Here is a 25,892-nt window from a genome sequence, read left to right as displayed (position 1 = left end):
TTAGATTAGATATGCTCTACTTTTGTGTTTCGATATCGATTTTCTTTAAACGGAATACCAAGATGATCACGTAATGTACTACCTTCATAAGATTTCGAATAATAACCTTTTGTTTCTAATATCGGTAACACTTCTCTTAAAAATTCATCATATATTTCACCATAGACATGTGGTCCAAAGATAAAGCCATCTGCTGCACCTTGTTCAAACCATTCAATTATTAATGCTGCTACTTCTTCATAAGTGCCTGTAAATGGTGAACGTCTTACAGTTTCTTCTAGAGCAACTTCTCTTAACGTTAAATTTTGTGATTTCGCACGTTCAGCAATTGCATCAGTAGTTGCACGAAAACTATTTTTCCCTACGTCACCTAACTCTGGAAATGGTGCATCTAATTCGTATTGAGTAAAGTCATGGTGATCATAATATCTTCCCAAGTAGTCTAAAGCCTCTTCAATTGTTGCTAATGATTTAAGTTCATTTAATCGTCGCTCTACTTCGGCTTTATCTTTTCCAATGACTGGTGCTAGCATTGGATAGACTTTAACATGGTCGGGATTACGCTCAAATGCTTGGGCTTGTTTTTTAATACTGTCATAATTACTTTTAGCAATTTCAAGTGACTCACCAAGTGTAAAAACGGCATCAGCATATTTAGCTGCATATGCCTGTCCTTTAGGAGAAGCTCCTGCTTGGAATATAACAGGTTGTCCTTGTTCTGACCGACTTGCATTCAAAGGACCTTTAACTTGGAAATATTGACCTTTGTAATCTAAAGTATGCATTTTACTTTTATCAACATATTCACCATTTTCAACATCGAACGTAAACGCGTCATCTTCGTACGAATCCCATAATCCTTGTACAACTTGGATATGTTCTTCAGCAATATCATATCGAACATCATGTTCTGGATGATCTCCTTTACTATAATTGTCAGCACTCCCAGCTAAAGGCGAAGTTACCACATTCCAGCCTGCACGACCTTTACTAATGTTATCAATGGTTGAAAGTTGTCTGGCCACTGTGAACGGTTCACTATACGAAGTTGAAATCGTACCAACTAATCCAATTTGCTGCGTTATAGGAGAAAGAGCTGCTAAAAATGTTAAAGGTTCATGTCTATCTAAAAAATGTGGTATCGATTTTTCATTGATATATAATCCATCTGCTACAAAAACGAAACTGAAGCCAGCTTTTTCTGCTTTGCGAGCAATTTCAAGTTGAAATTCAAAATTTGTACTTGCATCACTTGGAACCTCACTTGATTTCCAAGCATGCATATGACTACCAGGACCGTTCAACATAATTCCAAAATCTATTTTTTTATTTGTCATTTTACCCCTGCTTTCAAAGTCGATTTTTTATATACACGCGCTAATTGCTCTACTGTTTTTAATCGTAATGAATGATTTTGAACGGGCATATGAAACATAAATTCATCAACTTCATCATCTATATTTAATTCATGAATCTGTTGTTTTATGGACTCAGCTGTACCATTAAATACCTCTATTTGTTGTGCTTCAATTTCAAATGTCCTTGAACTTTGCTTTTTAAAATCATCAATTTGGTGTTCACTTGATACTGTTAATTTTTGACCGTCATCAAAGTGTAAAACATAGTTTGTACGCCCTTCTTCAATTAATGTGTACTCCGCTTCGCTATTCGATACAACAGCAGCCAAGGCAACAATTATTCTCCCCTCAGGGTAAAATGCTTTGTATGTACGAATGGCTTTTTGTAAAAGTTCATTATCCGAATTCAAAAAATATGCATAAATAAATCCTACTTTTTCTTCTGCTGCAAAACGCGCTGATCGTTCACTGCCACCTAAAAGAAAAACATGTGGTTTTTCAACCTCTTTATTACGAATCGTTGTTTTTAAATTTGAATATGGATTTTCTTTAGGAAAGTTTCCATTATTAAATTGATTTAATAGATGAAATTTATCATTGAAAGATGTAGGTGAACTTTTGATATCTTCTTGCAATGCTTGTGTCGCTAGAGGAAAACCACCAGGTGCTTTACCTATACCTAAATCTACTCTTCCCGGAGCGATTTGGCTCATAAAATGAAACTGCTCAATCACTTTAAATGGACTATAATGCTGTAGCATAACCCCACCAGAACCAATGTTTATTCTACTTGTTTGGTTTAATAGATGTGTAACTAATATTTCAGGACTCGTACCAACGACTTCTTGTATATTATGATGCTCTGCAACAAAATATCTTGTATAATTCAGGTTTTCTGCTAATTGAGCGAGTTCAACTGTTCTCTTTATCCCGTCGCTAACTGCTTCATTATGATCTATCGGACTTTGATCAAGTATACTAATAGATGTCATAAACAATCCCCCCATCGATTTCTGAAAATTATATTAGTTTCAATCTTATGCTCACGGTAACATTTTGTCAAGTATCCTTATCGTTTTACTAAGGATTAAGAGAGGGGTTGCTTTTGCCATCTCGAGTACTCCATTTTTTACATACCATTTATCATTTAAATTGAAAATTGTTAACCAAGTACACTTTTCTCATAAAAAAAGAGCAGAGTAACATCACCCTTTAATAAAGTGATGTTATTCCGCTCTAATTTAAAAGACTAAGCATAAAATTTATTTCTGTTATGGCTTGCCTCATTATATGATATTAAATTTTGCATACATTGTGGTAAAAATTACTTTTTAATATGACCAACCCAAAGTATGTTCCACTTCATCATCCTCATGTTCAATATTATCTATATCAATCATAGATTCTGAAATGTTTCTAGAATGGTAACCAATACGCTCTAAGATAGCTATCATATCTAGATATAGCAAACCACCTTCTAAAGAACATTCTCCAGAACTTAAGCGCTTGATATGTTTCTTCCTAAGATCATGTTCTAATGTATACGAATCGTTACTCAAACGAACGATTTCATCTTTTTTAACTCTGTCATATACGTTAAACATATCAATTGTTTTTTCAAGTGACGCATCGACATGGTCATATAGTCTTTCAATACTTTGTTCTGCTTTTGCAGATATTTGAATTGATTCTGTTTCTTTTTTCTTTAAATCCAATAAATAAGCTTCTGTTAAACTTGCTACTTTAATAAACGTTCGATTAACATCGAATAACACAGACATTCTTTCTGCATCTTGTTTGGATATCTTCTTCTCAGAGATTTTTGTTAAATATTGTCTTACATTGTCATACATACTTTCCACAGCTGCATGCTTCTGAATTATATCTTTTTCTGTTTTATCATCATAGTTCTTAGCATATCTAAACATATCGAAAGTCATATGACCTATATTTTGAATTTCATCTTGAGCTTCTTGTAATGCAAAGTTAGGAGCTCTGTTGATTAAATTTTTATCTAACATTCTTGGTTTATATTTTTCATTCAAGTCTTCGCCTGGTACTAACTTCGTCACAATCCATGCTAGGATGAAAATAAATGGCAATTGAATAATTGTGTTTGTTACATTGAACGTACCATGTGCAAATGCAATAACCATTTCAGGTTTTAAATTCATAATCCCTTGCATCCATTCAATAACTAATTGATAGAGAGGCATGATTATTAAGAAAATGATAGCGCCAATTACATTGAAGAGTACATGTACAGCTGCCACACGTTTTGCCGCCAACGAGCCTGCTAAACTGGCAAGTACTGCCGTGATTGTCGTACCAATATTATCGCCTAAAAGTACAGGAAGTGCACCGTGTAAACTAATTAAATCATTGGCAAAGAATCCTTGTAAAATACCAATTGTGGCACTTGAACTTTGGATAATTACTGTTAATAATGTACCTGCTACCACACCATATAATGGATTCGAAGACATATCTAACATAATTTGTTTAAAAGCGTCTAAATTTGCTAATGGTTTAACTGCACCACTCATAAGTTCTAAACCATAGAACAATGCACCAAAACCAAATAAAATCATACCCACATTTTTCACTTTACGTTTTTGAATAAAGAAAATTAGAAATGCACCAATTGCTAAAATTGGCAGCGAATACTCACCGATATCAATACCTATAACAAATGCAGTAACTGTAGTACCAATATTCGCTCCCATAACTACTCCAATTGCCTGACGCATTGTCATAAAGCCTGCACTAACAAGACCTATAGTAATTACTGTTGTGCCCGAACTACTTTGAATTAATATCGTTACAATCATACCAGCCAAGACACCCATTAAAGGGTTACTTGTAAAAGTATTTAAAATGCTTCTTAATCTATCACCAGCTGCGGCTTGTAAACCGTCTCCCATTTGTTTAATACCATATAGAAAAATACCTAATCCACCAATAAAGGTAAAAATAATCTCCATTACAGAAGAATCCATCGTTACACCTCTTTAAAATATTTGTAAACTATGTGAAGTATAACTAATTTTTGTTAAGCTAATGTTAATTTATCTTTAAAATTACATCGTATTTTCTCAACATTTCTGTAATCTTATTTCACCAATACATGCAAACCTTTCTAAATTCGTTAACCATGCAGATTTTACAATATGATACTTATAATATCCTTAAATTAATTCTTTTTATAAGTATTACAATTAAAATTGAAAGATACTTGTCAACCGCTCTAATCTTCGCTAATATAATTAAGAATTTAATGAAGGGAAGATTTGTATTGTGATTACTGCTTATAAACATACTCAAACACAAGAAATAATAACATCAACTTTAGACCATGATGCTTCATGGATCAATGTCGTTGACCCAAATTGGGAAGAAATAGAACATTTAATAGATTTATACCATTTACCAGAAAATTTTATTAGAGACCCTCTAGATACTGAGGAAAGTTCTCGTGTTGAATACGATGAAGAAACAGGCTATTCCCTCATAATCCTTGATTTGCCAGTTGTTAATGATACAAATCTTAATGTGCTCTCGTTTATAACAATTCCTCTAGGTATTATTATTGGTAATAAAAAAATATTTACTGTATGTAATGTGGAGAACGAATTTCTAGAAAAATTTAGCCATCAAAATTTAAATTTACATTTTCATAGCCGATTCGCGCTCAATATATTATTAACGATCGCGAATCATTATAATAGAAACCTTAGATTATTAAATAAAACGAGATTACGTATAGAACGTGATTTAAAAAATAATGTTACAAACAAACAACTATATAATTTAATGGAAGTTGAAAAGAGTTTAGTTTATTTCTTAGCAGCATTAAAAGGTAATGAAACGATAGTAAAGAAACTTTTCAGATTACCTGCAATTAAACGATTTGAAGAAGATGAAGATTTGTTGGAAGATTTAGTCATAGAAAATAATCAAGCTTTAGAGACCACAAGATTATACACGGATATATTAGAAAGTATTACAACTTCATATGCATCACTACTTTCAAATGAAATGAATAATACGATGAAAACATTGACATTATTTACTGTCTTTTTAACATTACCAACTTTAGTATTTAGCTTTTTCGGCATGAATGTTCCATTACCTATTGATGAACATAGCTATGTCTCTTGGGTTATCGTGATCGCTATTTCACTAATTATCGTTTCATGTGTTGGTGCATTTCTATGGCGAAAGCAAAAGTTTTGATATAGAGCAAACACACATTTAAAAATAACTAGATATAAAGCTTATGCTCAATATGAAAGATTCTATCATGTGTTATTGTACTGAATCTTGAAATTTGTACTTTGGTTTTCTGTAATATTCTAAAAGCTTGTTTCCTCAAAAATTTAGGAGACATGCCTTTTAAATTTATTTCACTTTTTTATTAAAATTTATATATTGAGAATAGCTTGTCACATCAGGTTAATTTTCAAAAATAAAAACGTCAATTTCTATACGATTAGAATTGACGTTTTTTAAATATTATAATCCAAACTATTTTTTGCTGATGGTAAAAATGAATATTAGCTGACTTTAATTTGATACTGGCCTTAACCTAAAGGCATAATATCTTCTTTAGTAATATCATCGTAATAATATTTTATTTTATAGATAAAATAATCTTTCAATCTATTCATGTTTTCCAATGTGCTTGAAGCTTGTTCCAAATGAATTAACCACGATCTTGCTGGACACTCAGTATCATAAAATTCTTTATGGATTCTTACTGTTTCTCTATTAACAGGCAATTGATATTTCTTTAAAATTGCAGCTGCTAGCCAAAAGCTAACCTCTTCTACCTTCATAAATGCACTATCTGTTAATATACCATTGATTTTAGACTGACATCTCTCGATACCAATATAATGCGTATTGGCAAATATATTTCCGCAGTGCCATTCAGTATATTGTGTTGGATGAAACCAGTAACATGTGTCTTGGTCGATGTAGACGCTCGCCCATCCTTTTTCTAATTCGTTTTTTTCAATGCGCTTATTTAACCATGTAATGTAATTTTTGGCAGAATAATTTTCGGCATCATCGTGTAGAACGACACCTAAAATATCTTTTTTTCGTTCAGTGATTTTCTCTTCTATTTCATAATAATTTGAGTATATATGCTCCATTATTTTCCCTCTTTAATATTTAAATATTTAAATTTTTCATCATTAGTTCGTTTAATTTATTTTTTCCAAATTTAATGGTGTACACAATTTAATTTTATCGATTGAATTAGCGCTTGAAATAAGAAAATAGTTATATTTAATATATTAATATTCACAACTATTTATTATATAATGTAATTTAGTCAATATAACAATATGTTATCAGGAGTTGCTAGATAGAATGGAACATGCCACATTATGTATCCACGATTTTTTAACTACAGACACGCAACGTTGTATCAACCAAGTCATACTGTTATTTTCATTAAATAGTAAATTGAATATCAATATTAATGGTAAACAAACTTCGGTTGAAAACAATATCGCTATCATCAATCATAGTGATTTATTTTGTATAACTCACGCAGAACAACTTGTTGAACTAAAAATACCAATACAACAAATCATCCCGCTTAATCAATTATTTTTTAATTGTTATTATGATGCAAAAGCATTGCATGCTCAAGAATACTTGAAGTATTTAATACTAAACATGATTGAAAAATTAAATACTATGAATTCAATGGAATTACCTCAATTAACTGAGCTTATTTCTACCTTAGAGCAAGAAACTAAAAAATCAACTGATTATGCTTATATACCGACAATCCATTCTGAAAATGAACTTTTAAATAAAATATCAGATTATATTCAAAAGCACATTACACAACATATCATGTCCAAAGAAATTTCTTCAATTTTTTATATTTCTAGTTCATACATATCGATTTTATTTAAAAAATATTTAGGTATTAGCTTTAAACATTATGTAGTAAGTTTAAAAATTGCGCTTTCTCTTAATGAACTTATTAATAGTAACAAAACCATTTATCTTATTTCTGAGAATATGGGTTTCAATCATTATGCTAACTATACTCATCAATTCAAATATCATCTCAAGTTAACACCGCTTGCTTATAGAAAAAAGCTTAATATATTGCACAATAATCCTATTACGTTATTAACTACTGATATTAGCGGATATTCACACTATTTCAAAGCCTACTTAGATGACAATAATCAATCACTTGATAACGAAATTATCAATTTAGACCACTTAAAGTATAATGATTTGGGAAAACAACCTACCATCTTTATTCATATTGATAATCTAATGGATATAATTCAAACAAATTTAAATCAAAAACTTAATTTTAGTGACCTTACAAACTGCTATTTACTTATAAATAATGTGAGCAATCTAGCATCATCTTCACTCAATTTAAATGGGATTGTCAATTTAATCGATGCTATTTTTTCTAACTGTATAGGCGTAGTTATTAGAATTAAATCCATGGAAGAATATAAAAAAATAGAACAAGTGATTTCCCAATTTTTAATATTCAAACCTAAATATCATGCTAATGGTAATATGTATAACTTTATGATTCTATTTGATTCAGAATACTTAAAGTTAAATGATATAAACAGATTGTACATTAAAGTCAGAAGTTTAAATATTAATATCAAATTAGCAATCAATGTAGAAGGCGTGTTAACCCAAACTCAAAGTCTTAAACACACTTTTACACTCTTACATAGATTTAATTTTGACTTTAATTTTATTGATGTAGAACGTAGCGAATTACGTACAATGTTATTAAAGCATAGCCATCAATTCGATAATGTATCAAGTTATAGTGATTATTATAATAAATTCGTCACACTTTCTAAGCTACAACCTAATAAATGTGTGTACTCAAAACTTACTAAAAATCACTTCACTCAATATAATCAAAAAGCGCCTTTAGGATTATCAGAAATTATGCAACATACAATACAATTGATTAAAAATGGTTCTGCTGTTGGCTATGAACTAATGAATAAATGTATATATGACGTTACATTAATGAATTATCACGGTATATATGAACCCATTGTATATATAATGCAATTCTTAAAGCCATTTTATGGAAAAGCGATATTAATACAACCTAATTATTTAGTTGCAAAAGATAAACAATGTACACATTTACTATTATTCAATGCCAATACGCACACAACGTTAAACAAGCGAAAGTTTATATTAAAACAACAAACAATTATTTCAAAATTAATTTTATTTATACGTACGTTAAATAGAGAACATGGTTTTATAGATTATGCTTTATCTCCTATATTTAATGATATTTTCATTGAACAATCACTGTTAAAAAATATAGAACGTTCAAATATGCCGAAATCAGAATTACGACACACTACCTATCCACACACACCTATTGAGTTTGATATTGGTCGAGATGAGGTGAAATACATTCGCTTATCACCTACAAATAAATAATAGTGCAGCATAGACATGAAACTTTAAAAATAAGTACATATTAGCAAAATTTAATTTAAAAGTTTTGTCATCGCTTATACTTCAATTGCATTATGCTAAAATATCAGATATAACTGAAGTAAAGATATATAAAGGAGAATCTAATTTTAAAAAATAAAATGTTTGCAATTATTATCAGTGCAGTAATGGTGATTGTAGCTATTGTCTTAGTTATTATGATGGTTTCTGGTGGTCAAAAAGAGACATACTTTGGCTACATGAAAAATAGTACAACTGCTGATAAAGTAGTGAGTGAAAAAGACCATGAAGTAGAGGAAAATGTAAAAATACCTTCTAAATCAGGATTTAATCCTAAAAAAGGTGATTTTGTAAAACTTATTAAATCTGAGGACGAAGACACTTATAGTAAAATGGAAGTCGTTGATCACGATGACATTCCGCATGGTCTAATGATGAAAATTCACGATATGGACATGAAAGGCATGTAAATAAATAAAACCGCGTCACAAATCAGCCCTATAAGCATTTCTTAGAAGTGCTTATGGGGCTGTTTTTGCCTTAAATAACATTAATTTTGTTTAACCCATCACTTGTTTTCAAAAACATCCTACTGTTGTTGTTTTATAATTAACATAATATAACCGTAATTAACAAAAAAGCACTGAATAGATTTATTTTCTATTCAGTGCAAAATGTCAGAATTTTAATTTAGTTTATATCGATTTTAGATAGGCTTGACCTTTCTCTTTGTCATAAGCATTTTCCCATTTTGCAATAACAATGGTAGATAATGCGTTACCTAATACATTTACACAAGTTCGTACCATATCTAATAGTCTATCGACACCGATAATCAATGCCAGTCCTTCAGCTGGTAATCCCATTGTTGTCAATGTTGTAATAAGTACTACAATTGATACTCCTGGTACGCCCGCCATACCTTTTGAAGCAACCATCAAAGTAACCATTAACATGATTTGTTGGCCGATGGACATATCGATGCCATACATCTGAGCAACAAATAAGGCTGCTATTGATTGATATAATGCAGATCCATCAAGGTTAAATGTATATCCAATTGGTACTACAAATGAAGTAATATCTTTTGGAGAACCAAAGTTTTCCATTTTTTTCATTATTATTGGTAACACAGATTCAGAACTTGATGTTGAAAATGCTAATACTAGTTCATTTTTTAGTATTTTAATAATAGAGAAAATACTAATACCGCATAATCTAGCTACGATACCAAGTACAACAATAATAAAGAATATCATTGCACCGATAACCACTAATAGTAATTTTAATAATGGTATTAATGCTGAAGCACCAAAAGTCATAATTGTCGTACAAATAAATGCGAATACGCCAATAGGTGCTAATTTCAATATTTTATTAATCATCCAAAACACAGCTTCTAATGAACCACTTAAAACCGCTTTTACAGGTTCTGCTTTTTTACCAATTGCTGATAATGCAACACCAAAAAACACTGCAAAGAAAATGATTGGTAGTAATTCACCTGAAGTCAATGCCTCGAAAAGATTTTGAGGCACAATGTTTACAATTGTATCGATAAAGTGATTTCCATATGTAGATGATTCGGCAGCTTTTGCCGAGGATTCATATGTTGAAATATCACCTTTGGGTAATTTATCTGGATCTAAACCTTTCCCTGGTTTAAATATATTCGCAAAAAGTATACCTAGTCCTATAGCTATTGTTGTTATAATTTCAAAATATAAAATTGTTTTAAAACCGTAACGTCCCACTGTTTTAGATTCACCTACATTGGATATAGATAATGCTAGTGAACAAAAAACAACTGGAATTACAATCATTTTTATTAAATTCAAGAAGACATCGCCAAAAGGCTTAATGTAATTTGCAATTTCATCGTGCCCATAAAGTAATAGGCCTACGATAACACCTAATACCAAAGCGATAATAACTTGCATTGGTAAACTGATTCTTCTTATAATTGCCATGATGTTTCTCCCCTTTTTCTGACATTGCTTAATTATATCAAAATAATTTTTATATAGATATAAATTTTTTCGGCAAAAAGAGTTGATATTACACTTAATTTTTATTTTTACTCATTATATATATATATAAGTAACATAATTATTTTGACAAATATACAAAATTGGCGTTAAAGACTATGATATCACGCTATGATCGCTTACTAAAAGTTAGATATAATGATATAATCACAAATAAAACCACTACTCTTTTAGTCTATTTTTTATTTAAGTAACATAAGAAATCGGTATGATTTTTATATACATTTCACTTGAAATAGTGCTCAAAATGCTTATGTTTTTTAATTTTTACTAAAGTAATCTATACGATAAATGCATTTAATAAAAAATGGCTGATGCCATAAATAAATACGGTACCAGCCAACTTTATCCTGTTTTGCTTTAATCTATAAAATAATAACATCATTAAAAATAACTTTTAATCTTTAGGTTGATATTTTTCTTTAAAAGCATTATGTTTTGCGCCTTTGACATTTTTCTTAGTTTCCGGATCAAAACCTTGCACCAATATACCTTTATATGTACTAATCGGTTGAACGACATAAGTATGATCTGAATCATCTTTAAATTTAATTTCTTTATAATACAAACCTTTTTTAGCACTATATAATGTTTTCTCTGTTTGGATTTTATCAGTTAGATGAGTTTCATCTAAATAGTTATCAACTAACTCTAAATTTTTGTGACCTTGATAAGTTCTTAAACCAAAGAAAAAAATTACAGCCAAAATTAACGAAATAATTAATAGTCCTAGTATTTTCAAAAACGTCTTCATTATTTATCTCCTTTTAAGTAAAAACAATTATTATACATACTCCATTGTTAATCCTCATACTCTTAAATTCCTAGACTACTTATTAAAATTCATAATATTAATATTATGAACGATAACAAATAAATTATAAAGTATTATTACCTTTTGTAACAAAATGTTCTTAATTTTTCGCTTATGCATAACTGTATATATTATAAAATATACATATATTCTTTATTACTTTTTGAATAATCCGTTCAGGACAATTTCACCTAACTTTAATATGAATGAAATCAATAAAATAACTCAAATAACACTTTCACATCAGTATAAAAATATTATGAATAAAGACACAACTGTTCCTTGACAATGTACGTAGTTCATAATAAGGTTAAATTTCAAAAGGGGTGATTAAATGGAGGACAAATTAAGTTACTTAGAAGAACAACTGTGCTTTCTATTTTATGTTTCATCAAAAGAAATAATAAAAAGATATACTTCATATTTAAAAGAGTATGATTTAACATATACTGGTTATATTGTTATGCTCGCAATTAAAAAAAATGAAAAAATCAACATCAAAACACTTGGACAACGCGTTTATCTTGATTCAGGTACGCTAACACCATTACTAAAAAAATTAGAAAAAAAAGGGTTTGTTAGTAGAACACGTGAGATTGATGATGAACGTAATTTACAAATTGCACTTACCGAACATGGTGCAAAAGTTCAAGATTCATTATCCGGTGTCTCTAGAAAAGTTTTTGGTGAATTTGATATGGATATCGATGAAGCCGTTCACTTAAAAGAGACACTACAAAATTTTGTGAATAAACATTTCACTAAAGAAATTTAATATATTAAGAGGCAAAGAAACGTTTAAAGTGTGTAGTTTATTTATGCTATTTTAAACTTAAACTTGCCTCTTTTTTATTTTTTCTAATTATACTTACGTTAACAATCATTGATACGCCATTTTTGATATGATCGTATATTTAGAATAATCAACGCTCATAGTTTGACTTTGACTTTCTTTGACTAATGTATTATAATATAAATATAAGGTTAAAGGAGAGGTGAAAAATGATGCAAAACACTCAAAATCTTTCTACAGATATTCTAGAAAATTTATTAACCGAGCATCATGATTTTAACGTAGATGTATATGAATCAAGTGATGCATATCAAGTCATGGCTGAACTGCCAGGTTACAGTAAAGAAGATATAGATATTCAATTTGATGAAAAGACTTTAACAATCAGTGTTACAAATACTTCTACAACAACTCAAAACCAAGATAATTACTTGATTAAAGAGCGCAATTTTAATAATCAAAGTAGACAATTTATATTTAAAAATGTAGATGAACCTAATATTAAAGCAATGCTAAAGGATGGTATATTAAATGTTACGTTACCTATTAACCATACAAAAAAACAAATTAATATTGATTAAATCGTAACAAAATAAATTTATTATATAAGGAGAGATGCTTTATGGCATTCAATATGAAACCATTCGATAATTCATTTTTCGATGCAAATCCTAGTGATTTATTCAGAGACTTTGGACGTCAATTTTTCGATCAATTTCCAGGAAGTAATAGCATTAAAACAGATGTCAAAGAACTTGAAGATGCTTACGTAGTAGAAGCAGAATTACCAGGTATGAAAAAAGAAAATATTAATCTTCAATTTGAAAATAATGTTTTAACAATAGAAGGTAAACAATCATTTGAAAATAATAAAGAAGATGAAAATGGACGCATGATTCATCAAGAACGCAGCTTTAGTGATGTAAAACGTCAATATCAATTTGATAATGTTGATGAAAATGGCATTAAAGCTGCTTACGAAAATGGCATGCTAAATGTGACGCTACCTAAAAAAGAGAAAAAAGAGTCTTCTTATAATATTCAAATTGATTAAACATTAAAAGCAACACTTCCTAAAAGTGAAGTGTTGCTTTTTTTATGAAATTTATAGTTTTAGTTTACATTTTTAACCATTCTCGACATTGTTGTTAATGCTATAATTCCAAATATCGCTAGTAATAAAAACGCTAAATGACTGGAACCTGTAACTATTGTGACATAAGAAATAACAATCGGTGGGAAGAATCCCCCAAACCGCCCATCATAGAAACAATACCATTTGCAGTACCTGCCTCTTTACTAAAATATAAAAATAGGGAATTCCCTTAACTAAAACCTAAAGGAATCCCCTACTACATATCATCACTTAAAATGGCGGTTGTCCTAATACTTCTTCATCAAAACGATCTGGAATTAATACTTTTCTCATAATAACGCCTAAATCACCATCGTCATTTTCATGTTCCGCATAAACTTCATAACCTCTTCTTTTGTATATATCTAATAGCCATGGATGTTTGCGTGCAGATGTACCCAATGTCACTGCTGGTACCTTAAGCGTATCTCTAAGGAAGGTTTCTTCAACGTATTTTAATAACTTGCCGCCCAATCCTTGACCATCATACGAAGGTTTTGTAGCAAACCACCATACAAACGGATAAATAGAAATACGTCGTTTTGTCTCCCAAGGATAACGTACAGTTATCGTTGAAATAATTTCCGTGTTATTTTCCAAGACAAAAGTCGTACCCGTTTGTAAATTTTTTTCGACCATTTCAACACTAGCGTTGACAGATGGCCAATCAATACCTAATTCTCTTAATGGTGTAAATGCTTCATGCATTAATTTTTGCAATGCTTCAGCATCATCTATTTCAGCAATTCTAATATTATAGTCAGACATTTTGTCACTCCTTAGCGTTTCTCTTAAAGCTTCATTTTATTAAATCTCAAACATTAATTTACAGTAATACAATATGGTTTCTTGATAAATGAGTCAATTTTTTTGTTTTATAGATAAAAAATAAAAGACAATACGATTTCATTAACGAAACCGAATTGTCTTTCTACTTTATCTTAAAATCAACTGCGCAAACTATCGCGTTTACCGTTTAAATAAGCATAAACCAGCCCAACAAATATACCTCCACCAATATAATTACCTATAAAAGCAAAGACTATATTTTTTAAAACGTGTAGCCATGCGACAGCGTCAAAATTATAAAAAACCATACCAGCATATAAACCTGCATTAAATACTACGTGTTCATAACCCATAAATACAAAGACAATAACACCACAGGCTATGAAGAAAGCTTTAGATAAACCATCTTTAAATTGAATTGATACGTAAATTCCAATATTTATGAAGAAATTACAGAAAATGGCTTTTACTAAAATGGCATACCATGTCGTATCTATGGTCTTTCCATCTACAAGCGTTGTTAAACTTGTCACCATTTCCGTTGTCATTATAGGCGTAAACTTCATTAACCCAAATAATACAAAACCTCCAATAATATTAAAAAAGAAGCATACTAACATGATGAGTAAAGCCTTGTTCATACCGATAAGTTTATAATACCATCCAACTGTTAAATACATAAAATTACTCGTTAATAATTCTGAATGTGTTAGTACGATTAATACTAAGGCTAAACTGAATGAAATAGCGCCTATTAAGTTAATGAGTCCTTCATTTGCACCATCAAATTGTGTTTTTATTGCAAGCATGAAAACTGTTACAATGGCTAACAAAAATCCAGACATAATCGATTTTAATGCATAACGTCCAGGTGTTTGGTCAAACATTACATCCTTCATTTGAACTTGATTATTAATGTTCTTAATTGTTTCGCCTGACATATATGTATCTTTGATGGCTTTATTATTATCTATCAACATCGACACCCTTCCCCTTTAAAATATTTAGATTTCAAACTTACAGATTCATTGTATTATTTTTTATTCAAGTTTAATAGACGTACTTCTATTTTACATAAAAAAACACCTCCGTATAAATTCTTATTAATGTGAATTCAACGAAAGTGTCTTTATTTCACTCCAAATATTAGAGACAGTTCATAACGAATTAGCGCTCATATTGGAGCGTGGATAGCTCTAACTTAATCGCGCTGCTTGCTGTTATTTTTTAAATTTTGTTAATATATGTAGGCCATAAGCAAAAATACCATAGCCTGTTAAAGTACGTAATAACCATTTGAATGTACTGCTACTTAAACATTTTTCATTTAACATCATAGCTGGTCCAAGCGTACTTATCGTATATAACCCTAATACTTTTAAATAACGTTTATTCAATACACTCACCTCTTTTCACTTTTATTATAACTAAAAGCTAAAGTGTACAAGTGTTTCAATTCTTACATATCTATGACTATTTATTTTTTAAAAGTGTTTCTAAATTATCAAATGTGCTATTCATACCCGCTTCTACACCCATATCAAGTAATTGTTGTGCTGATTTAGGATCTGGTAGTTCTGCAGTGGATATAATACGTGTTGAATTCTCACCTTTCTGTTCTAATTGAATGACATTACGCATACTAGCCATATTTTTATCAATATTACCTTCTTTATCAGTAAAGTAATCGTTATAATCAATTAAATAAGGTGCTTTGACTTCATTATACTTTGTTAATGTATAACTTGTACCTTGATCAGTATATATTGCAAAAAACGCTTGACCTCCAGTCACAATATTAAATTCGAACACTTTTGTTGTTGCACCTTGAGGGTGGAACCATTGTTCAAATAAAGACTGCTCAGTATATGCGTCAAATATTTCTTCTACAGTTGCTTCAAAATCTCTTTTAAATATAATTTTATTTTCATTTACTTCTATACTCACTTAAAACGCTCCTTTTTATTCATCATTCATAATTACATAAGATGTCACTGTTTTAATTTTGGCATTTTTACGATTGCTTTCAAACTCAATAAAATCCGCAAAGTAGACTGCTGTGCCATCACTATTTAACTGAGTACCATGCATTGCACCAAACTTTCCGTGTGTTAAATTATGCGTCACTTCTATTCTTTTAATATCTACTTTATGCGCTTCAATTTCATTGTGAAATTCATCTAAACTGTTCAATTCAAAAGCACCAGGCACTTGCCACTTGAAATTTGACACAACTGTTTGTGATAACTTATTCTTATCAGCTAATGCAGATCCAATTAGAAAATCTAACATGATTCGCCGTTTGGGTGCATTATCACACCCTAAATCTCCAACCATTTCAAATGGAAATTCTGAAGCCGCTTCATTTTTAAATGATAGTCCTGCTTCTGTTAACGCATTTTCTAATATGCTGATTGCTTTAGGTCCTACGCCATGAGTATCTAATATAGTAGTTCGTTCATATTTTGCTAATTCTTCTAAAGTATTTATACCGATCGAAGCTAACGCATTCGTTGCTGGACGACCAATTTTAGGTAACATTGTTGCCACTGAAATCTCCCTTTTTAATACTTTATACCCGCATAAAAGGATTTTAAATTTTATATAACAAAAAAAGATCCAAGACAAACATCAGTCTTGGACCTTTTTACTATAATTTTTGTTATTAATCTTCTAATGCAAATTCAAGGCTTACTTGGAAGTTTATATCCTTACCAATCATTACGCCACCAGTTTCAAGTGGTTGGTTAAATGTCACACCATATTTTTCACGGTTAATTGTGCCATTAGCGATGAATCCTGCTGTTGTAGCTCCATTTAATGGGTTTTTACTTTGACCTTCATATGATAATTCAAAAGTTTCTTCTTCAGTTACATCTTTAATTGTTAAATTACCAGTAACTGAATTTCCATCTACTTTTGTTACATCAAATTTAATTTCAGGGTAGTTTTCAACATCTAAGAAATCACCACTTTTTAAGTGATTATCACGATCACCAACGCGAGTGTCAATTGAATCTGCTTTGATTGTTAAACCACCTTTAATTGTACTTAAATCATTTAAATCTCCTTCAAGTGAAGCTTCGAATTCATTAAATCTACCTTTTATATTTGAAATCACCAGGTGTTTAACTGAAAATTCTACTACTGAATGTGCTGGATCAAAATTAAATTTTGTCATAAAAATTCATACCTCCAAATTATTAACTTTCTATTGATGCATTTATTATATCAGGTATATTTTATATATCGATAGAAAAGCTCATATTTGTGTTTCTATGAAAAATATTCCCGTAAAACAAAATTTTACTCATTATCTATATAAATAATTAATTTCACTTAAATCCACACATTGATTTAGACTTTAATGTGCTAACATTTCTTTTTTAATTTGTGCTTTTGTTAATTCACTTGAGTAATATGTTGGCCAATTGTCTAATTCTTTTAATACTTTTTGTTTATTATCTCCCATAAATATATGGAAATGTACTGCTTTTTTAGGTGCAATATTATGATCGCTAAATTGTACATATTTTGGTAAATCTTTATTATAGCCTACTCGTTTAAATGAATATCTGACACCTCTATTACCTTTTTCATATTTCAAAATATCTTTCCCATCGTATTTGTATTGGCCAGTTAAGGTCTTACCGTCTTTTTTAAAAGTAATCGTATCCTCCGTAATATTTATATTACTAATATTTGTCTTATATCCTTTTTGGTAATATGCTTTATATTCTTTTGCAGTCATTTGATTATCTTCTTTTGCTTTGTGTTTCATGACATCATCTAACGTGCCATCTTTTAAAAACGGATAAACTGATTGCCATTCTCCTTCATAATCAGTTAATTTTCTATCTTTTACTTGACTATCCTTAAAGTAGCCATCAGCAATTGCTTTTTCATGTTTATCATGTGCGTGTTCATCATCTGTTTTAACATCGTCATTTAATGCCATATCAAGATGTTTTATATTTTTTTCCATTAGGGATTGATATGTCAGTTTATTATCTTCTGCTTGTTCTTTTGATAATGACTCCATGTTATTAAACTTCAATGGTTTTGCTTTTGTTTCTTTGCGAATCGTATCTGTGACTTTATTAGAAACATTGGCTTCATACAAAACGTATTTTGCGCCTGAATCATTAATCTCTTTCACAATTTTTGCTAATGCTTTTTGAGATGGATCTTCAGCATTCATATTTTGTATACCTTTTTGGACAAATCCATATCTTTCTGAAAGATAACCAATAGATTCATGTGATATATATACGGTATTACCTTGCTTATCTTCAGTGATGTTTTGCATTTTTTGATCTATACCCATCAAATCTTCTTTCAACTTATTATAGTTTTTTTCATAATAAGATTTGTGTTTAGGGTCTTGTTTTATTAATTTATCTCTGATCTCTTTTGCAAAGACTTGATTAAATTTTGGGTCTAACCATACATGAGGGTCATAGCCACCATGATGATGTCCATGTTCATGATGGTCACCATGTTCTTCATGTTCTTCGTCGTGTTGATCAGTTAATAATTCGCTTTTATCAATTTTATCTCCTAACGATACCTTTTTATCATCCTTTTTAATTGTTGCTGCCACTTCTTTAGCAATAGGATCCAAATCGTCACCTGTATACAGGAACATATCTGCTTTACTCGCATTCATAATATCTTTTTGTGTTGGCTCATATGTATGTAAATCTGCACCAGTAGGATAAATAGATTTAACTGAAACATACTTTCCACCTATTTGATTGGCAAATGATTTTAATGGAAATACAGTAGTATTAATTTTTATTTTGTCATTATCTTTTGATTCGTTAGACTTTGTGGCACTACAAGCAGTAACGATGATCGCTAATATAATGACAAATGACAGTATGTATATTGACTTTTTCATTCTTATTCCTCCTCAGATAGTAATCATTACGATTTAAAATTATAACTGTACTTTTCGAGATATGCAATACATATTTTGATTTTTTTCGTAATTGTTTCGATTCAATAAGTTAGTCCTTCTTTTTCATATAAACTAAAAAAGCCCGTTCCTAAATGTTTTATAAAACGTTCAGGAACGGGCTTTTGATATTAAAGTTTAAATCTAAATTTTAATATTTAACTTTCTTCAAGTATTTTTTTATAGTTCTTATATTTATACGGGTCCTCTACTTTTTTACCTGCTACAAAAACTGTAGGTGCTGTTTCAATATGGTTTTCTTTATATTGTTTTTGATCTTGTTCGGCTGCTTTCCATGATTCACTATCTTTTGTTTTATAACTCGCTTTTATCTTTTCTTTTTTACCATTTGAAATTTCCAATAGATTTATTTGTTGATCAACGAGTTGTTCGGTAATCCATTTTTTTTCTGAGTTCGGTTGTTGCTTAAACATTAACTTTTGAAATTTTAAATATTGTTTAGGTGCATATTGCCTTACTGCATGACCTGCCCTTGAACCTATAATTGAATCTTTTCCTAAAAATGCCATATTAACAAATTGATAATCTACTTTTTTCGTATCAATATATTCTTTTTTTAATTTAGGCATAATATGTTCTTCTACTTTTTTACAATATGGGCACTTAAAATCACCATACTCAATAATTTTAATCTTTCCACCTTTTCCATATTTGTCATCTTGATGTACATTTTGATTGTCATTCGAACATGCGGAAACAAAAATGACTACTGCCATTAATAACAAACTTAACCAACATTTCTTCATTTGTTAAAAACACACCTTCTTATCTTGTTTTATTCTTCTAAGTTCATATTTTCTTCTTTATAATCCGCATCATGTGCATGTGAATATGATTTTGAATTAAAGTTTTTTAAGTAATGTGCTTTACCATCTGTTATTTTATATGTATAAAAATGAACTTCATCATCATCTTTTAATGGTTTATAAGCAATAGTCACATATTTACCTTTGTCATACACATAGATATTCGCATTCTTTTTTTCAAACTTAGATTCCACATCGCCATTTTGCTTATCAGCTAAAATCTTTTGTTGTTTTTTCTGTTGATGCACTGCTTTGTCAATCTCATCAGCATATTTCCCACTACTGCACCCAGCTATAATGATTATTGAAATGAACACCATCGTCATTAATTTTTTCATATTTACACTCCTAATATTACTTCTCATATCTAATATTATTTAACCATAAGTTTTATCTTACAACGAAAATCTTTGATGTGCTAGAACTATAACATTATTTTTATATTTATATAAAAACACTTCCGAAAAATTCATTCATAAATGAATTTAACGAAAGTGTCATATTTACCGTAAAAAATTAAATTTTCACCTATGGTACAACTTTATCCTAGCTATAACTCAATTATTTTCATTTTCATCATATTAGTGCCACTTTGATTGCTAATGCACCGTAATTAAGTTCATCTGTTTGTGAATAAATTTGATATATAGCCGCTAATTTTTGAGAAAGTTGATCATCTGCTTTCGCTCCAACTTCTTCATTTGTATATTGATTCAACAGTGACTGAAACGAAGAAAACACTACAATTTCCTTAACTTGGACTGTTAATGTTTCTTCATTCATTAAATTTTGGAATACAATATAATCGCCGCTTTTAATTTCTTGTCTTTTTTCATCATTCAATCTAATTTCAATCGTTTTGACTTCGTTTTTCATTAATTGAAAAGGTTCATTATTTAAATGCATCGAGTGTTCTATAATCCATACGCTCCATTCATAATATTTATATTGATATCAAAGTATCATAATATTAATATCATTTACAAGACAATTTCGCTTAATGCAGTACGATGTCGCAAATTTAATTATTCAGCATTCTTTTCTTCTAATTTAAGTTGTCTTTTGCTTTTCAACATAAACACACTTATTAAACTAATAATTGATATAATGACTGCAAACCAAAAGGCACCGTGATACCCACTTAGCAATGCTTGATGTTGAATTTCTGCTGTCATTTGTTTTTGGCTCATATCTTTAAACTCAGACATATTTGGTGTGTAGTTTTTAGCAACCTGACTCATAATTGTAATCAAACCTGCTGTACCAATTGATGCAGATATTTGTTGTATAGTATTTGTCATCGATGAACCATGGGCATTCATTTCTGGCGCTAATTGATTCATTGTATGTGTCATTAATGGCATTAAACCAAGTGCGATACCAATCATACGAATAGCATATACAGTAGCTAATATCGCTGATGAAGTATGTTCATCCATGATTACAAAATAAGAAGTTGTTACAACTACAATAAACATACCAATGAATGCTAATATTTTAGCACCATATTTTTCATAGAGTAAACCTGAAATCACTGACATAATCCCCATTACGATAGCTCCAGGTAATAAAATCAATCCTGATTGAAGTGCTGAGTCATTCATAATATTCTGCACAAACATCGGTAACACAGTTTCAGAACCAATCATTGAAATCATCGTAAAAGCCATTATGATAATACCTACGGCAAATTGACTGTCTTTGAATACTGAAAAATCAAGCAGTGGATTTTCCAAACGTGTTTGACGAAATATAAAAGCAGCAACTAAAATAATGCCACCAATTACAGTAGTCAATACAATTGGATCGTTCCAGCCATCACGAGAAATTGAACTTGTACCGTATAGCAAACCACCAAAACCGAACACAGATAAGATTATTGATAAAATATCAATACGTGTCTTTCGATTAGTACCAACATTTTTGACGAATTTAAGTGCACCAATGAAAGTAAGTGCAGCTATTGGAGCAACGACATGGAATAATGAACGCCAATTTAAATACTCTACTAAATAACCAGACAGTGTCGGACCAATTGCTGGAGCTAAACCAATCACCAAACCAAAAGTCCCCATATATTTACCTCTTTCATGAGGTTCAAATACATCTAAGATCGTCGTCATCATCAGTGGCATCATGATACCAGAACCAAGTGCTTGAACAATTCTTGCACTTAATAAAACAGAAAAGTTTGGACTAAATCCTGCAATTAAAGTCCCGATAAAAAAGATAAATATTGCAGTTAAAAATACTTTTCTTGTTGAGTATCTTTGAATAATCATTGCTGACAATGGGATTATTACACCATTGGTCAATAAAAAGGCCGTAGTAAGCCACTGTACTTGTGTGTAATCTATTTTAAAATCTTTCATTATGCTTGGTAATGCTGTAGTTAATAAGGTTTCATTTAATAATCCAAAAAATCCACCACACAACATCATCAAAATCATTATAATTTTCGTCTTTTGATCCATTTTTGTACTCCTATTTTCTATTAATTTATCAACTCTTTTTAGTCGCATTTCTGCATTATACATATTTTAGTTTAATTTATCATTAAAAATACTTAAAATATTAGTTTTATTTTAATCTTTTATTTTGAGAGATTTAAAAAATAGTCATAAATCGTAATAATTACTATTTACATTTCAGGTTTTTTCTTACATAATATCTATAGATAAAGGAGGTCCTCACCATGAAATTAGATTTACAAACAGCACGTCGTAATTTAAATAGTCCTAATATTAAAACACGGAAACGTGCACGCAAAATTATCCAACAACATAAGCGCAATAAATAAAAATAGAAGTAACACTTCAAAACCAATGGTAATTTATTTCTGGTTTTGTCGCATTACTTCTAAAATGTGGCTTGATTCCTGAAAATATACATTTATATACTTCAGGATCAGCCATTATTTTATTTAAACGATTCATTATCTATTTATGAGGTCTTTTTTTACTTACATTTATTGAAAAACTATAAGTAATATTTATTTATTACTTTTAAATCATCTGTTAAATCATAAATCAAAGGCGCTCCAGTTTTAATTTCATATCCTACAATATCTTCATCTGATACATCTTCTAAATACTTAATTAATGCACGTAATGAATTTCCATGTGCAGAAACAAGCACAGTTTTTCCATCTAATAACTGTTGTGAAATTTGGTCGTTCCAATAAGGAATCACCCTAATTAAAGTGTCTTTCAAACTTTCTGATTCAGGCATAACTCTTCTATCTAAATGTTCATATTTTCTATCATTTAAATAGTCTTTTCTTTGTTCTTCACTTTGTTCAGGTGGTGCTATGTCATATGAACGTCTCCATATATGTACTTGTTCTTCTCCAAATTTTTCTCTTGCTTTATCTTTGTTTAAACCTTGCAATCCACCATAATGACGCTCATTTAAGCGCCAAGATTTAATAACAGGAATAAATAACTGTTGAGATTCATCTAATAAGTGAAATGTAGTTTTAATGGCGCGTTGTAATAAAGACGTAAAGGCGATATCAATCTCTATACCCTGTTCTTTTAATTTTTTTCCCGACGTTACTGCCTCAGTTCTTCCCTGTTCTGATAAATCTACATCAGCCCAACCTGTAAATAGATTCTCAGCATTCCAAACACTTTGTCCATGTCTACATAAAATTAGTTTTGGCATAATATTCCTTCTTTCCATTGAATAAAATTATATTATCACCCGTTTTACAAAAATATTACAGTGATATACAGATATAAATCTTGTTACGACAATACTTTATCTATAATTTCTCATGCCATACATTAAAATTATAACAATTTACACTTAATTTTGAAATGATTGTATTCATTTATTCATAAATGACTTTTTATTTTTATTTTACTGTAACCTGTCTATAAAAAAATGATGTTATAGTTGTAAACGTTGATAAACCGAGCAATACGACAGACAAAAATAAGCACTTTTAAAACAACTATGCAGATTAACAAATACAATTTGAAATTATTTAAAACAAACAATTATTAGGAGGATTTTTCAAATGAAAAAATTATTATTAGCTTCATTCGCATCAGTAACAATCGCTACTGCTGGTGTTGGTTTAACTTCAAATACATCTACAGCTGATGCTGCAGAAACTACTCAAGCAAACAATGATGTATATAGTGAATTTATTGCTGCTGGTGGTACAAAAGCACTTTGGGATAACATTGTAATGCCAGAATCAAGCGGTAACCCAGATGCGGTGAATGAATTAGGATATAGAGGTTTAGGACAAACGAAGGAAGCTTGGGGTACTGGATCTGTAACTGAACAAACAAAAGGTATGATTCAATATGCTGAAGAACGTTATGGCTCAATTGATGCAGCAATTGAATTCCGTGCTGCAAATGGTTGGTGGTAAAACGAATTTTATGCATTTCTTCAATATGTAAAAAAATAAAGCCCCACTTCTCAATTTATTGAGTTAGTGGGGCTTATGCATGGGCTGAATCTCAGGTGTTCCTCTATATTTTTTTAAAATTCTAGTCATTCTTACCAGGGTGGAGCAGTGAAATCTTTTTGATAAAAATAGATTTCTGTTCCACTCGTTTTTTTTTACTATAAAATAAGCTAATAAAATTTCAGTTTATACATCAATATTCATTAAATACCTTAATTCAGGTTATCCTTTAGTAGTTTATTAACTTAATATGAATATAAGTCATGATAATAATCAAAATTATTTACTTTCTCGACATCTTAGTTACTGTATTGACTGTGGCTCAGGATGCACATAAACTGAAGAAATGCCTTTGCTATGCATATGTTGTTCTACTTTGTCGCAAATGTGATGTGCTTCCTCTAAAGACAAATCTGATTTTACTACAATCGTTACATCTACAAAAACACTACTACCGTGGTAACGACCTTTAATATTTTGTACTTCTATTACATCTTCAATTTCTAACACATAATTTTTATAAGCTTCTAATTCTTGCTCGTTAAAACCGTCACTTAATGTAAAAATTGATTCTTTAAAGATACCAAAACCAGTATATATTATAAGTAAGCCTAAAATAATGGCTAATATCGTATCAATGATTGGAAATCCAAATTGTGTAAATACTAAACCAATTGCAGTTCCTAAACTCACTAACGCATCCGACAAATTGTCCTTAGCTGCAGAATTCAGAGAACTACTTTGGGTATGATTAGCAATTCTTTGATTAATATAAAACACAGCTAGCATAATCAAACCACTAATGACACTGACATAAATATTTATAATATTAGGAGTATGATGTTCGTTTGTGAATAATTCAGGAACATTCTCTATAATGACTTGGATACCTACAAACATTATAATAAATGACACGAGTAATGATGATATATTTTCAGATTTCAAATGTCCATATGGATGGTTTTGGTCTGCAGGTTTAATAGAAATTTTCAACCCAATAATTACGGCCAAAGAAACAATAATATCTGTCATGTTATTTAAACTATCTGCTTTTACAGCTGCAGAATCATATAAATAACCTACAATAAATTTAGTCACTGATAATATGATATAGACGATTAAACTTAAAAAGGCACCTTTTTGTGCTGTTTCCAATTTTTCTTTTTGACTCATCTTACGTTCCACCTTCAGTATGATTGAATACTTATTATGACTCAATACAAACATATTTACAACGATTTTTAT

Annotated in this window: 27 protein-coding genes and 1 pseudogene; 8 read left to right on the top strand and 20 right to left on the bottom strand. The window is 30.1% G+C overall.

Annotation, left to right across the window (positions count from 1 at the left end):
• Positions 1-5: 5 nt before the first annotated feature.
• The 3 genes from NST87_RS02790 to NST87_RS02780 form a co-directional block, all read right to left on the bottom strand.
• On the bottom strand, positions 6-1,337 hold the full coding sequence (locus NST87_RS02790; RefSeq protein WP_019468842.1) for an LLM class flavin-dependent oxidoreductase: 1,332 nt from the start codon (positions 1,335-1,337) through the stop codon (positions 6-8).
• The gene (locus tag NST87_RS02785) at positions 1,334-2,350 is read right to left on the bottom strand and encodes an MsnO8 family LLM class oxidoreductase (RefSeq protein WP_019468841.1); all 1,017 of its coding nucleotides are present in this window, start codon (positions 2,348-2,350) and stop codon (positions 1,334-1,336) included. The genes NST87_RS02790 and NST87_RS02785 overlap by 4 nt, the downstream gene beginning before the upstream one ends.
• A gap of 339 nt (positions 2,351-2,689) precedes the next feature.
• Positions 2,690-4,357 carry a Na/Pi cotransporter family protein gene (locus NST87_RS02780; RefSeq protein WP_019468840.1) on the bottom strand — a complete coding sequence of 556 codons (1,668 nt, stop codon included), beginning with the start codon at positions 4,355-4,357 and terminating at the stop codon, positions 2,690-2,692.
• 298 nt (positions 4,358-4,655) lie between these two features.
• Between NST87_RS02780 and NST87_RS02775 the strand changes: the two genes are divergently transcribed.
• Entirely contained in the window at positions 4,656-5,594 is a 939-nt protein-coding gene (locus NST87_RS02775) for a magnesium transporter CorA family protein (protein WP_019468839.1), read from the top strand.
• A 347-nt stretch (positions 5,595-5,941) separates the two neighbouring features.
• Here NST87_RS02775 and NST87_RS02770 read toward each other — a convergent pair whose 3' ends face one another.
• Positions 5,942-6,517, bottom strand: a complete 576-nt coding sequence (locus NST87_RS02770; protein ID WP_019468838.1) for a peptidoglycan recognition protein family protein — start codon at positions 6,515-6,517, stop codon at positions 5,942-5,944.
• Positions 6,518-6,737: 220 nt separating this feature from the next.
• Here NST87_RS02770 and rsp point away from each other — a divergent pair, with 220 nt between their 5' ends.
• Both rsp and NST87_RS02760 read left to right on the top strand, forming a co-directional pair.
• On the top strand, positions 6,738-8,837 hold the full coding sequence (gene rsp, locus NST87_RS02765; RefSeq protein ID WP_071560375.1) for an AraC family transcriptional regulator Rsp: 2,100 nt from the start codon (positions 6,738-6,740) through the stop codon (positions 8,835-8,837).
• A gap of 158 nt (positions 8,838-8,995) precedes the next feature.
• Positions 8,996-9,325: a DUF4889 domain-containing protein gene (locus tag NST87_RS02760; protein WP_129314863.1), complete on the top strand. Its 330-nt coding sequence runs from the start codon at positions 8,996-8,998 to the stop codon at positions 9,323-9,325.
• Positions 9,326-9,550: 225 nt separating this feature from the next.
• Here NST87_RS02760 and NST87_RS02755 read toward each other — a convergent pair whose 3' ends face one another.
• Together NST87_RS02755 and NST87_RS02750 are read right to left on the bottom strand one after the other, a co-directional pair.
• Positions 9,551-10,825, bottom strand: coding sequence for a cation:dicarboxylate symporter family transporter (locus tag NST87_RS02755; protein WP_019468836.1), 1,275 nt, complete (start codon positions 10,823-10,825; stop codon positions 9,551-9,553).
• 475 nt (positions 10,826-11,300) lie between these two features.
• A complete protein-coding gene (locus tag NST87_RS02750) occupies positions 11,301-11,657 on the bottom strand; it encodes a DUF3139 domain-containing protein (protein WP_019468835.1) in 357 nt (118 codons plus the stop codon).
• 394 nt (positions 11,658-12,051) lie between these two features.
• On the opposite strand from NST87_RS02750, the gene NST87_RS02745 reads away from it, so the two are divergent.
• The 3 genes from NST87_RS02745 to NST87_RS02735 all read left to right on the top strand — a co-directional run bounded on the left by NST87_RS02745 (position 12,052) and on the right by NST87_RS02735 (position 13,564).
• Positions 12,052-12,492: a MarR family winged helix-turn-helix transcriptional regulator gene (locus NST87_RS02745; protein ID WP_019468834.1), complete on the top strand. Its 441-nt coding sequence runs from the start codon at positions 12,052-12,054 to the stop codon at positions 12,490-12,492.
• A 227-nt stretch (positions 12,493-12,719) separates the two neighbouring features.
• Positions 12,720-13,091 carry an Hsp20/alpha crystallin family protein gene (locus NST87_RS02740; RefSeq protein ID WP_019468833.1) on the top strand — a complete coding sequence of 124 codons (372 nt, stop codon included), beginning with the start codon at positions 12,720-12,722 and terminating at the stop codon, positions 13,089-13,091.
• A 41-nt stretch (positions 13,092-13,132) separates the two neighbouring features.
• On the top strand, positions 13,133-13,564 hold the full coding sequence (locus NST87_RS02735; protein ID WP_019468832.1) for an Hsp20/alpha crystallin family protein: 432 nt from the start codon (positions 13,133-13,135) through the stop codon (positions 13,562-13,564).
• Between the two features lie 59 nt (positions 13,565-13,623).
• Here the strand turns inward: NST87_RS02735 and NST87_RS02730 are convergent.
• The 12 genes and pseudogenes from NST87_RS02730 to NST87_RS02675 form a co-directional block, all read right to left on the bottom strand.
• A pseudogene (locus tag NST87_RS02730) lies at positions 13,624-13,817 on the bottom strand (MFS transporter); the annotation flags it as partial.
• A 59-nt stretch (positions 13,818-13,876) separates the two neighbouring features.
• Positions 13,877-14,413: a GNAT family N-acetyltransferase gene (locus tag NST87_RS02725; RefSeq protein WP_019468831.1), complete on the bottom strand. Its 537-nt coding sequence runs from the start codon at positions 14,411-14,413 to the stop codon at positions 13,877-13,879.
• A gap of 179 nt (positions 14,414-14,592) precedes the next feature.
• Complete coding sequence (locus tag NST87_RS02720; RefSeq protein WP_026034775.1) at positions 14,593-15,411, bottom strand: formate/nitrite transporter family protein; 819 nt, start codon at positions 15,409-15,411, stop codon at positions 14,593-14,595.
• A gap of 243 nt (positions 15,412-15,654) precedes the next feature.
• Positions 15,655-15,831, bottom strand: a complete 177-nt coding sequence (locus NST87_RS02715; RefSeq protein WP_019468829.1) for a hypothetical protein — start codon at positions 15,829-15,831, stop codon at positions 15,655-15,657.
• 76 nt (positions 15,832-15,907) lie between these two features.
• The gene (locus NST87_RS02710) at positions 15,908-16,381 is read right to left on the bottom strand and encodes an SRPBCC family protein (protein ID WP_019468828.1); all 474 of its coding nucleotides are present in this window, start codon (positions 16,379-16,381) and stop codon (positions 15,908-15,910) included.
• Positions 16,382-16,396: 15 nt separating this feature from the next.
• Complete coding sequence (locus NST87_RS02705) at positions 16,397-16,975, bottom strand: DNA-binding protein (protein ID WP_037539911.1); 579 nt, start codon at positions 16,973-16,975, stop codon at positions 16,397-16,399.
• Positions 16,976-17,099: 124 nt separating this feature from the next.
• Positions 17,100-17,615 carry a YceI family protein gene (locus NST87_RS02700; RefSeq protein ID WP_019468826.1) on the bottom strand — a complete coding sequence of 172 codons (516 nt, stop codon included), beginning with the start codon at positions 17,613-17,615 and terminating at the stop codon, positions 17,100-17,102.
• A gap of 183 nt (positions 17,616-17,798) precedes the next feature.
• On the bottom strand, positions 17,799-19,337 hold the full coding sequence (adcA, locus tag NST87_RS02695) for a zinc ABC transporter substrate-binding lipoprotein AdcA (RefSeq protein WP_340721291.1): 1,539 nt from the start codon (positions 19,335-19,337) through the stop codon (positions 17,799-17,801).
• Between the two features lie 215 nt (positions 19,338-19,552).
• The gene (locus NST87_RS02690; protein WP_019468824.1) at positions 19,553-20,161 is read right to left on the bottom strand and encodes a DsbA family protein; all 609 of its coding nucleotides are present in this window, start codon (positions 20,159-20,161) and stop codon (positions 19,553-19,555) included.
• Between the two features lie 29 nt (positions 20,162-20,190).
• Positions 20,191-20,559 carry a DUF4467 domain-containing protein gene (locus NST87_RS02685; protein ID WP_019468823.1) on the bottom strand — a complete coding sequence of 123 codons (369 nt, stop codon included), beginning with the start codon at positions 20,557-20,559 and terminating at the stop codon, positions 20,191-20,193.
• Positions 20,560-20,797: 238 nt separating this feature from the next.
• A complete protein-coding gene (locus NST87_RS02680; RefSeq protein ID WP_019468822.1) occupies positions 20,798-21,127 on the bottom strand; it encodes an ASCH domain-containing protein in 330 nt (109 codons plus the stop codon).
• A 119-nt stretch (positions 21,128-21,246) separates the two neighbouring features.
• The gene (locus tag NST87_RS02675; RefSeq protein ID WP_019468821.1) at positions 21,247-22,695 is read right to left on the bottom strand and encodes an MDR family MFS transporter; all 1,449 of its coding nucleotides are present in this window, start codon (positions 22,693-22,695) and stop codon (positions 21,247-21,249) included.
• Between the two features lie 221 nt (positions 22,696-22,916).
• Between NST87_RS02675 and NST87_RS02670 the strand changes: the two genes are divergently transcribed.
• A complete protein-coding gene (locus NST87_RS02670; protein WP_017722768.1) occupies positions 22,917-23,021 on the top strand; it encodes a putative metal homeostasis protein in 105 nt (34 codons plus the stop codon).
• Positions 23,022-23,200: 179 nt separating this feature from the next.
• On the opposite strand, the gene NST87_RS02665 is transcribed toward NST87_RS02670, so the two are convergent.
• Complete coding sequence (locus tag NST87_RS02665; protein ID WP_040030126.1) at positions 23,201-23,887, bottom strand: 2,3-diphosphoglycerate-dependent phosphoglycerate mutase; 687 nt, start codon at positions 23,885-23,887, stop codon at positions 23,201-23,203.
• Positions 23,888-24,245: 358 nt separating this feature from the next.
• Between NST87_RS02665 and NST87_RS02660 the strand changes: the two genes are divergently transcribed.
• Positions 24,246-24,608, top strand: a complete 363-nt coding sequence (locus NST87_RS02660) for a hypothetical protein (RefSeq protein ID WP_019468819.1) — start codon at positions 24,246-24,248, stop codon at positions 24,606-24,608.
• Positions 24,609-24,950: 342 nt separating this feature from the next.
• Here NST87_RS02660 and NST87_RS02655 read toward each other — a convergent pair whose 3' ends face one another.
• On the bottom strand, positions 24,951-25,820 hold the full coding sequence (locus tag NST87_RS02655; RefSeq protein WP_019468818.1) for a cation diffusion facilitator family transporter: 870 nt from the start codon (positions 25,818-25,820) through the stop codon (positions 24,951-24,953).
• Between the last annotated feature and the right edge of the window lie 72 nt (positions 25,821-25,892).

It is taken from the genome of Staphylococcus sp. FSL W8-0271 (assembly GCF_038006605.1).
GTDB lineage: Bacteria > Bacillota > Bacilli > Staphylococcales > Staphylococcaceae > Staphylococcus > Staphylococcus cohnii.
Note: the sequence above shows the minus strand (reverse complement) of the source record. Positions and strands in the feature narration are given on the sequence as shown.

Coding starts and splice junctions, on each gene's coding strand:
- NST87_RS02785 (WP_019468841.1), bottom strand. CDS start 2,350: ATGACATCTATTAGTATACTTGATCAAAGTCCGATAGATCATAATGAA.
- NST87_RS02660 (WP_019468819.1), top strand. CDS start 24,246: ATGAAAAAATTATTATTAGCTTCATTCGCATCAGTAACAATCGCTACT.
- NST87_RS02740 (WP_019468833.1), top strand. CDS start 12,720: ATGATGCAAAACACTCAAAATCTTTCTACAGATATTCTAGAAAATTTA.
- NST87_RS02790 (WP_019468842.1), bottom strand. CDS start 1,337: ATGACAAATAAAAAAATAGATTTTGGAATTATGTTGAACGGTCCTGGT.
- NST87_RS02760 (WP_129314863.1), top strand. CDS start 8,996: ATGTTTGCAATTATTATCAGTGCAGTAATGGTGATTGTAGCTATTGTC.
- NST87_RS02780 (WP_019468840.1), bottom strand. CDS start 4,357: ATGGATTCTTCTGTAATGGAGATTATTTTTACCTTTATTGGTGGATTA.
- NST87_RS02675 (WP_019468821.1), bottom strand. CDS start 22,695: ATGGATCAAAAGACGAAAATTATAATGATTTTGATGATGTTGTGTGGT.
- rsp (WP_071560375.1), top strand. CDS start 6,738: ATGGAACATGCCACATTATGTATCCACGATTTTTTAACTACAGACACG.
- NST87_RS02745 (WP_019468834.1), top strand. CDS start 12,052: ATGGAGGACAAATTAAGTTACTTAGAAGAACAACTGTGCTTTCTATTT.
- NST87_RS02700 (WP_019468826.1), bottom strand. CDS start 17,615: ATGACAAAATTTAATTTTGATCCAGCACATTCAGTAGTAGAATTTTCA.
- NST87_RS02670 (WP_017722768.1), top strand. CDS start 22,917: ATGAAATTAGATTTACAAACAGCACGTCGTAATTTAAATAGTCCTAAT.
- adcA (WP_340721291.1), bottom strand. CDS start 19,337: ATGAAAAAGTCAATATACATACTGTCATTTGTCATTATATTAGCGATC.
- NST87_RS02770 (WP_019468838.1), bottom strand. CDS start 6,517: ATGGAGCATATATACTCAAATTATTATGAAATAGAAGAGAAAATCACT.
- NST87_RS02690 (WP_019468824.1), bottom strand. CDS start 20,161: ATGAAGAAATGTTGGTTAAGTTTGTTATTAATGGCAGTAGTCATTTTT.
- NST87_RS02735 (WP_019468832.1), top strand. CDS start 13,133: ATGGCATTCAATATGAAACCATTCGATAATTCATTTTTCGATGCAAAT.
- NST87_RS02680 (WP_019468822.1), bottom strand. CDS start 21,127: ATGCATTTAAATAATGAACCTTTTCAATTAATGAAAAACGAAGTCAAA.
- NST87_RS02750 (WP_019468835.1), bottom strand. CDS start 11,657: ATGAAGACGTTTTTGAAAATACTAGGACTATTAATTATTTCGTTAATT.
- NST87_RS02685 (WP_019468823.1), bottom strand. CDS start 20,559: ATGAAAAAATTAATGACGATGGTGTTCATTTCAATAATCATTATAGCT.
- NST87_RS02725 (WP_019468831.1), bottom strand. CDS start 14,413: ATGTCTGACTATAATATTAGAATTGCTGAAATAGATGATGCTGAAGCA.
- NST87_RS02665 (WP_040030126.1), bottom strand. CDS start 23,887: ATGCCAAAACTAATTTTATGTAGACATGGACAAAGTGTTTGGAATGCT.
- NST87_RS02705 (WP_037539911.1), bottom strand. CDS start 16,975: ATGTTACCTAAAATTGGTCGTCCAGCAACGAATGCGTTAGCTTCGATC.
- NST87_RS02655 (WP_019468818.1), bottom strand. CDS start 25,820: ATGAGTCAAAAAGAAAAATTGGAAACAGCACAAAAAGGTGCCTTTTTA.
- NST87_RS02755 (WP_019468836.1), bottom strand. CDS start 10,825: ATGGCAATTATAAGAAGAATCAGTTTACCAATGCAAGTTATTATCGCT.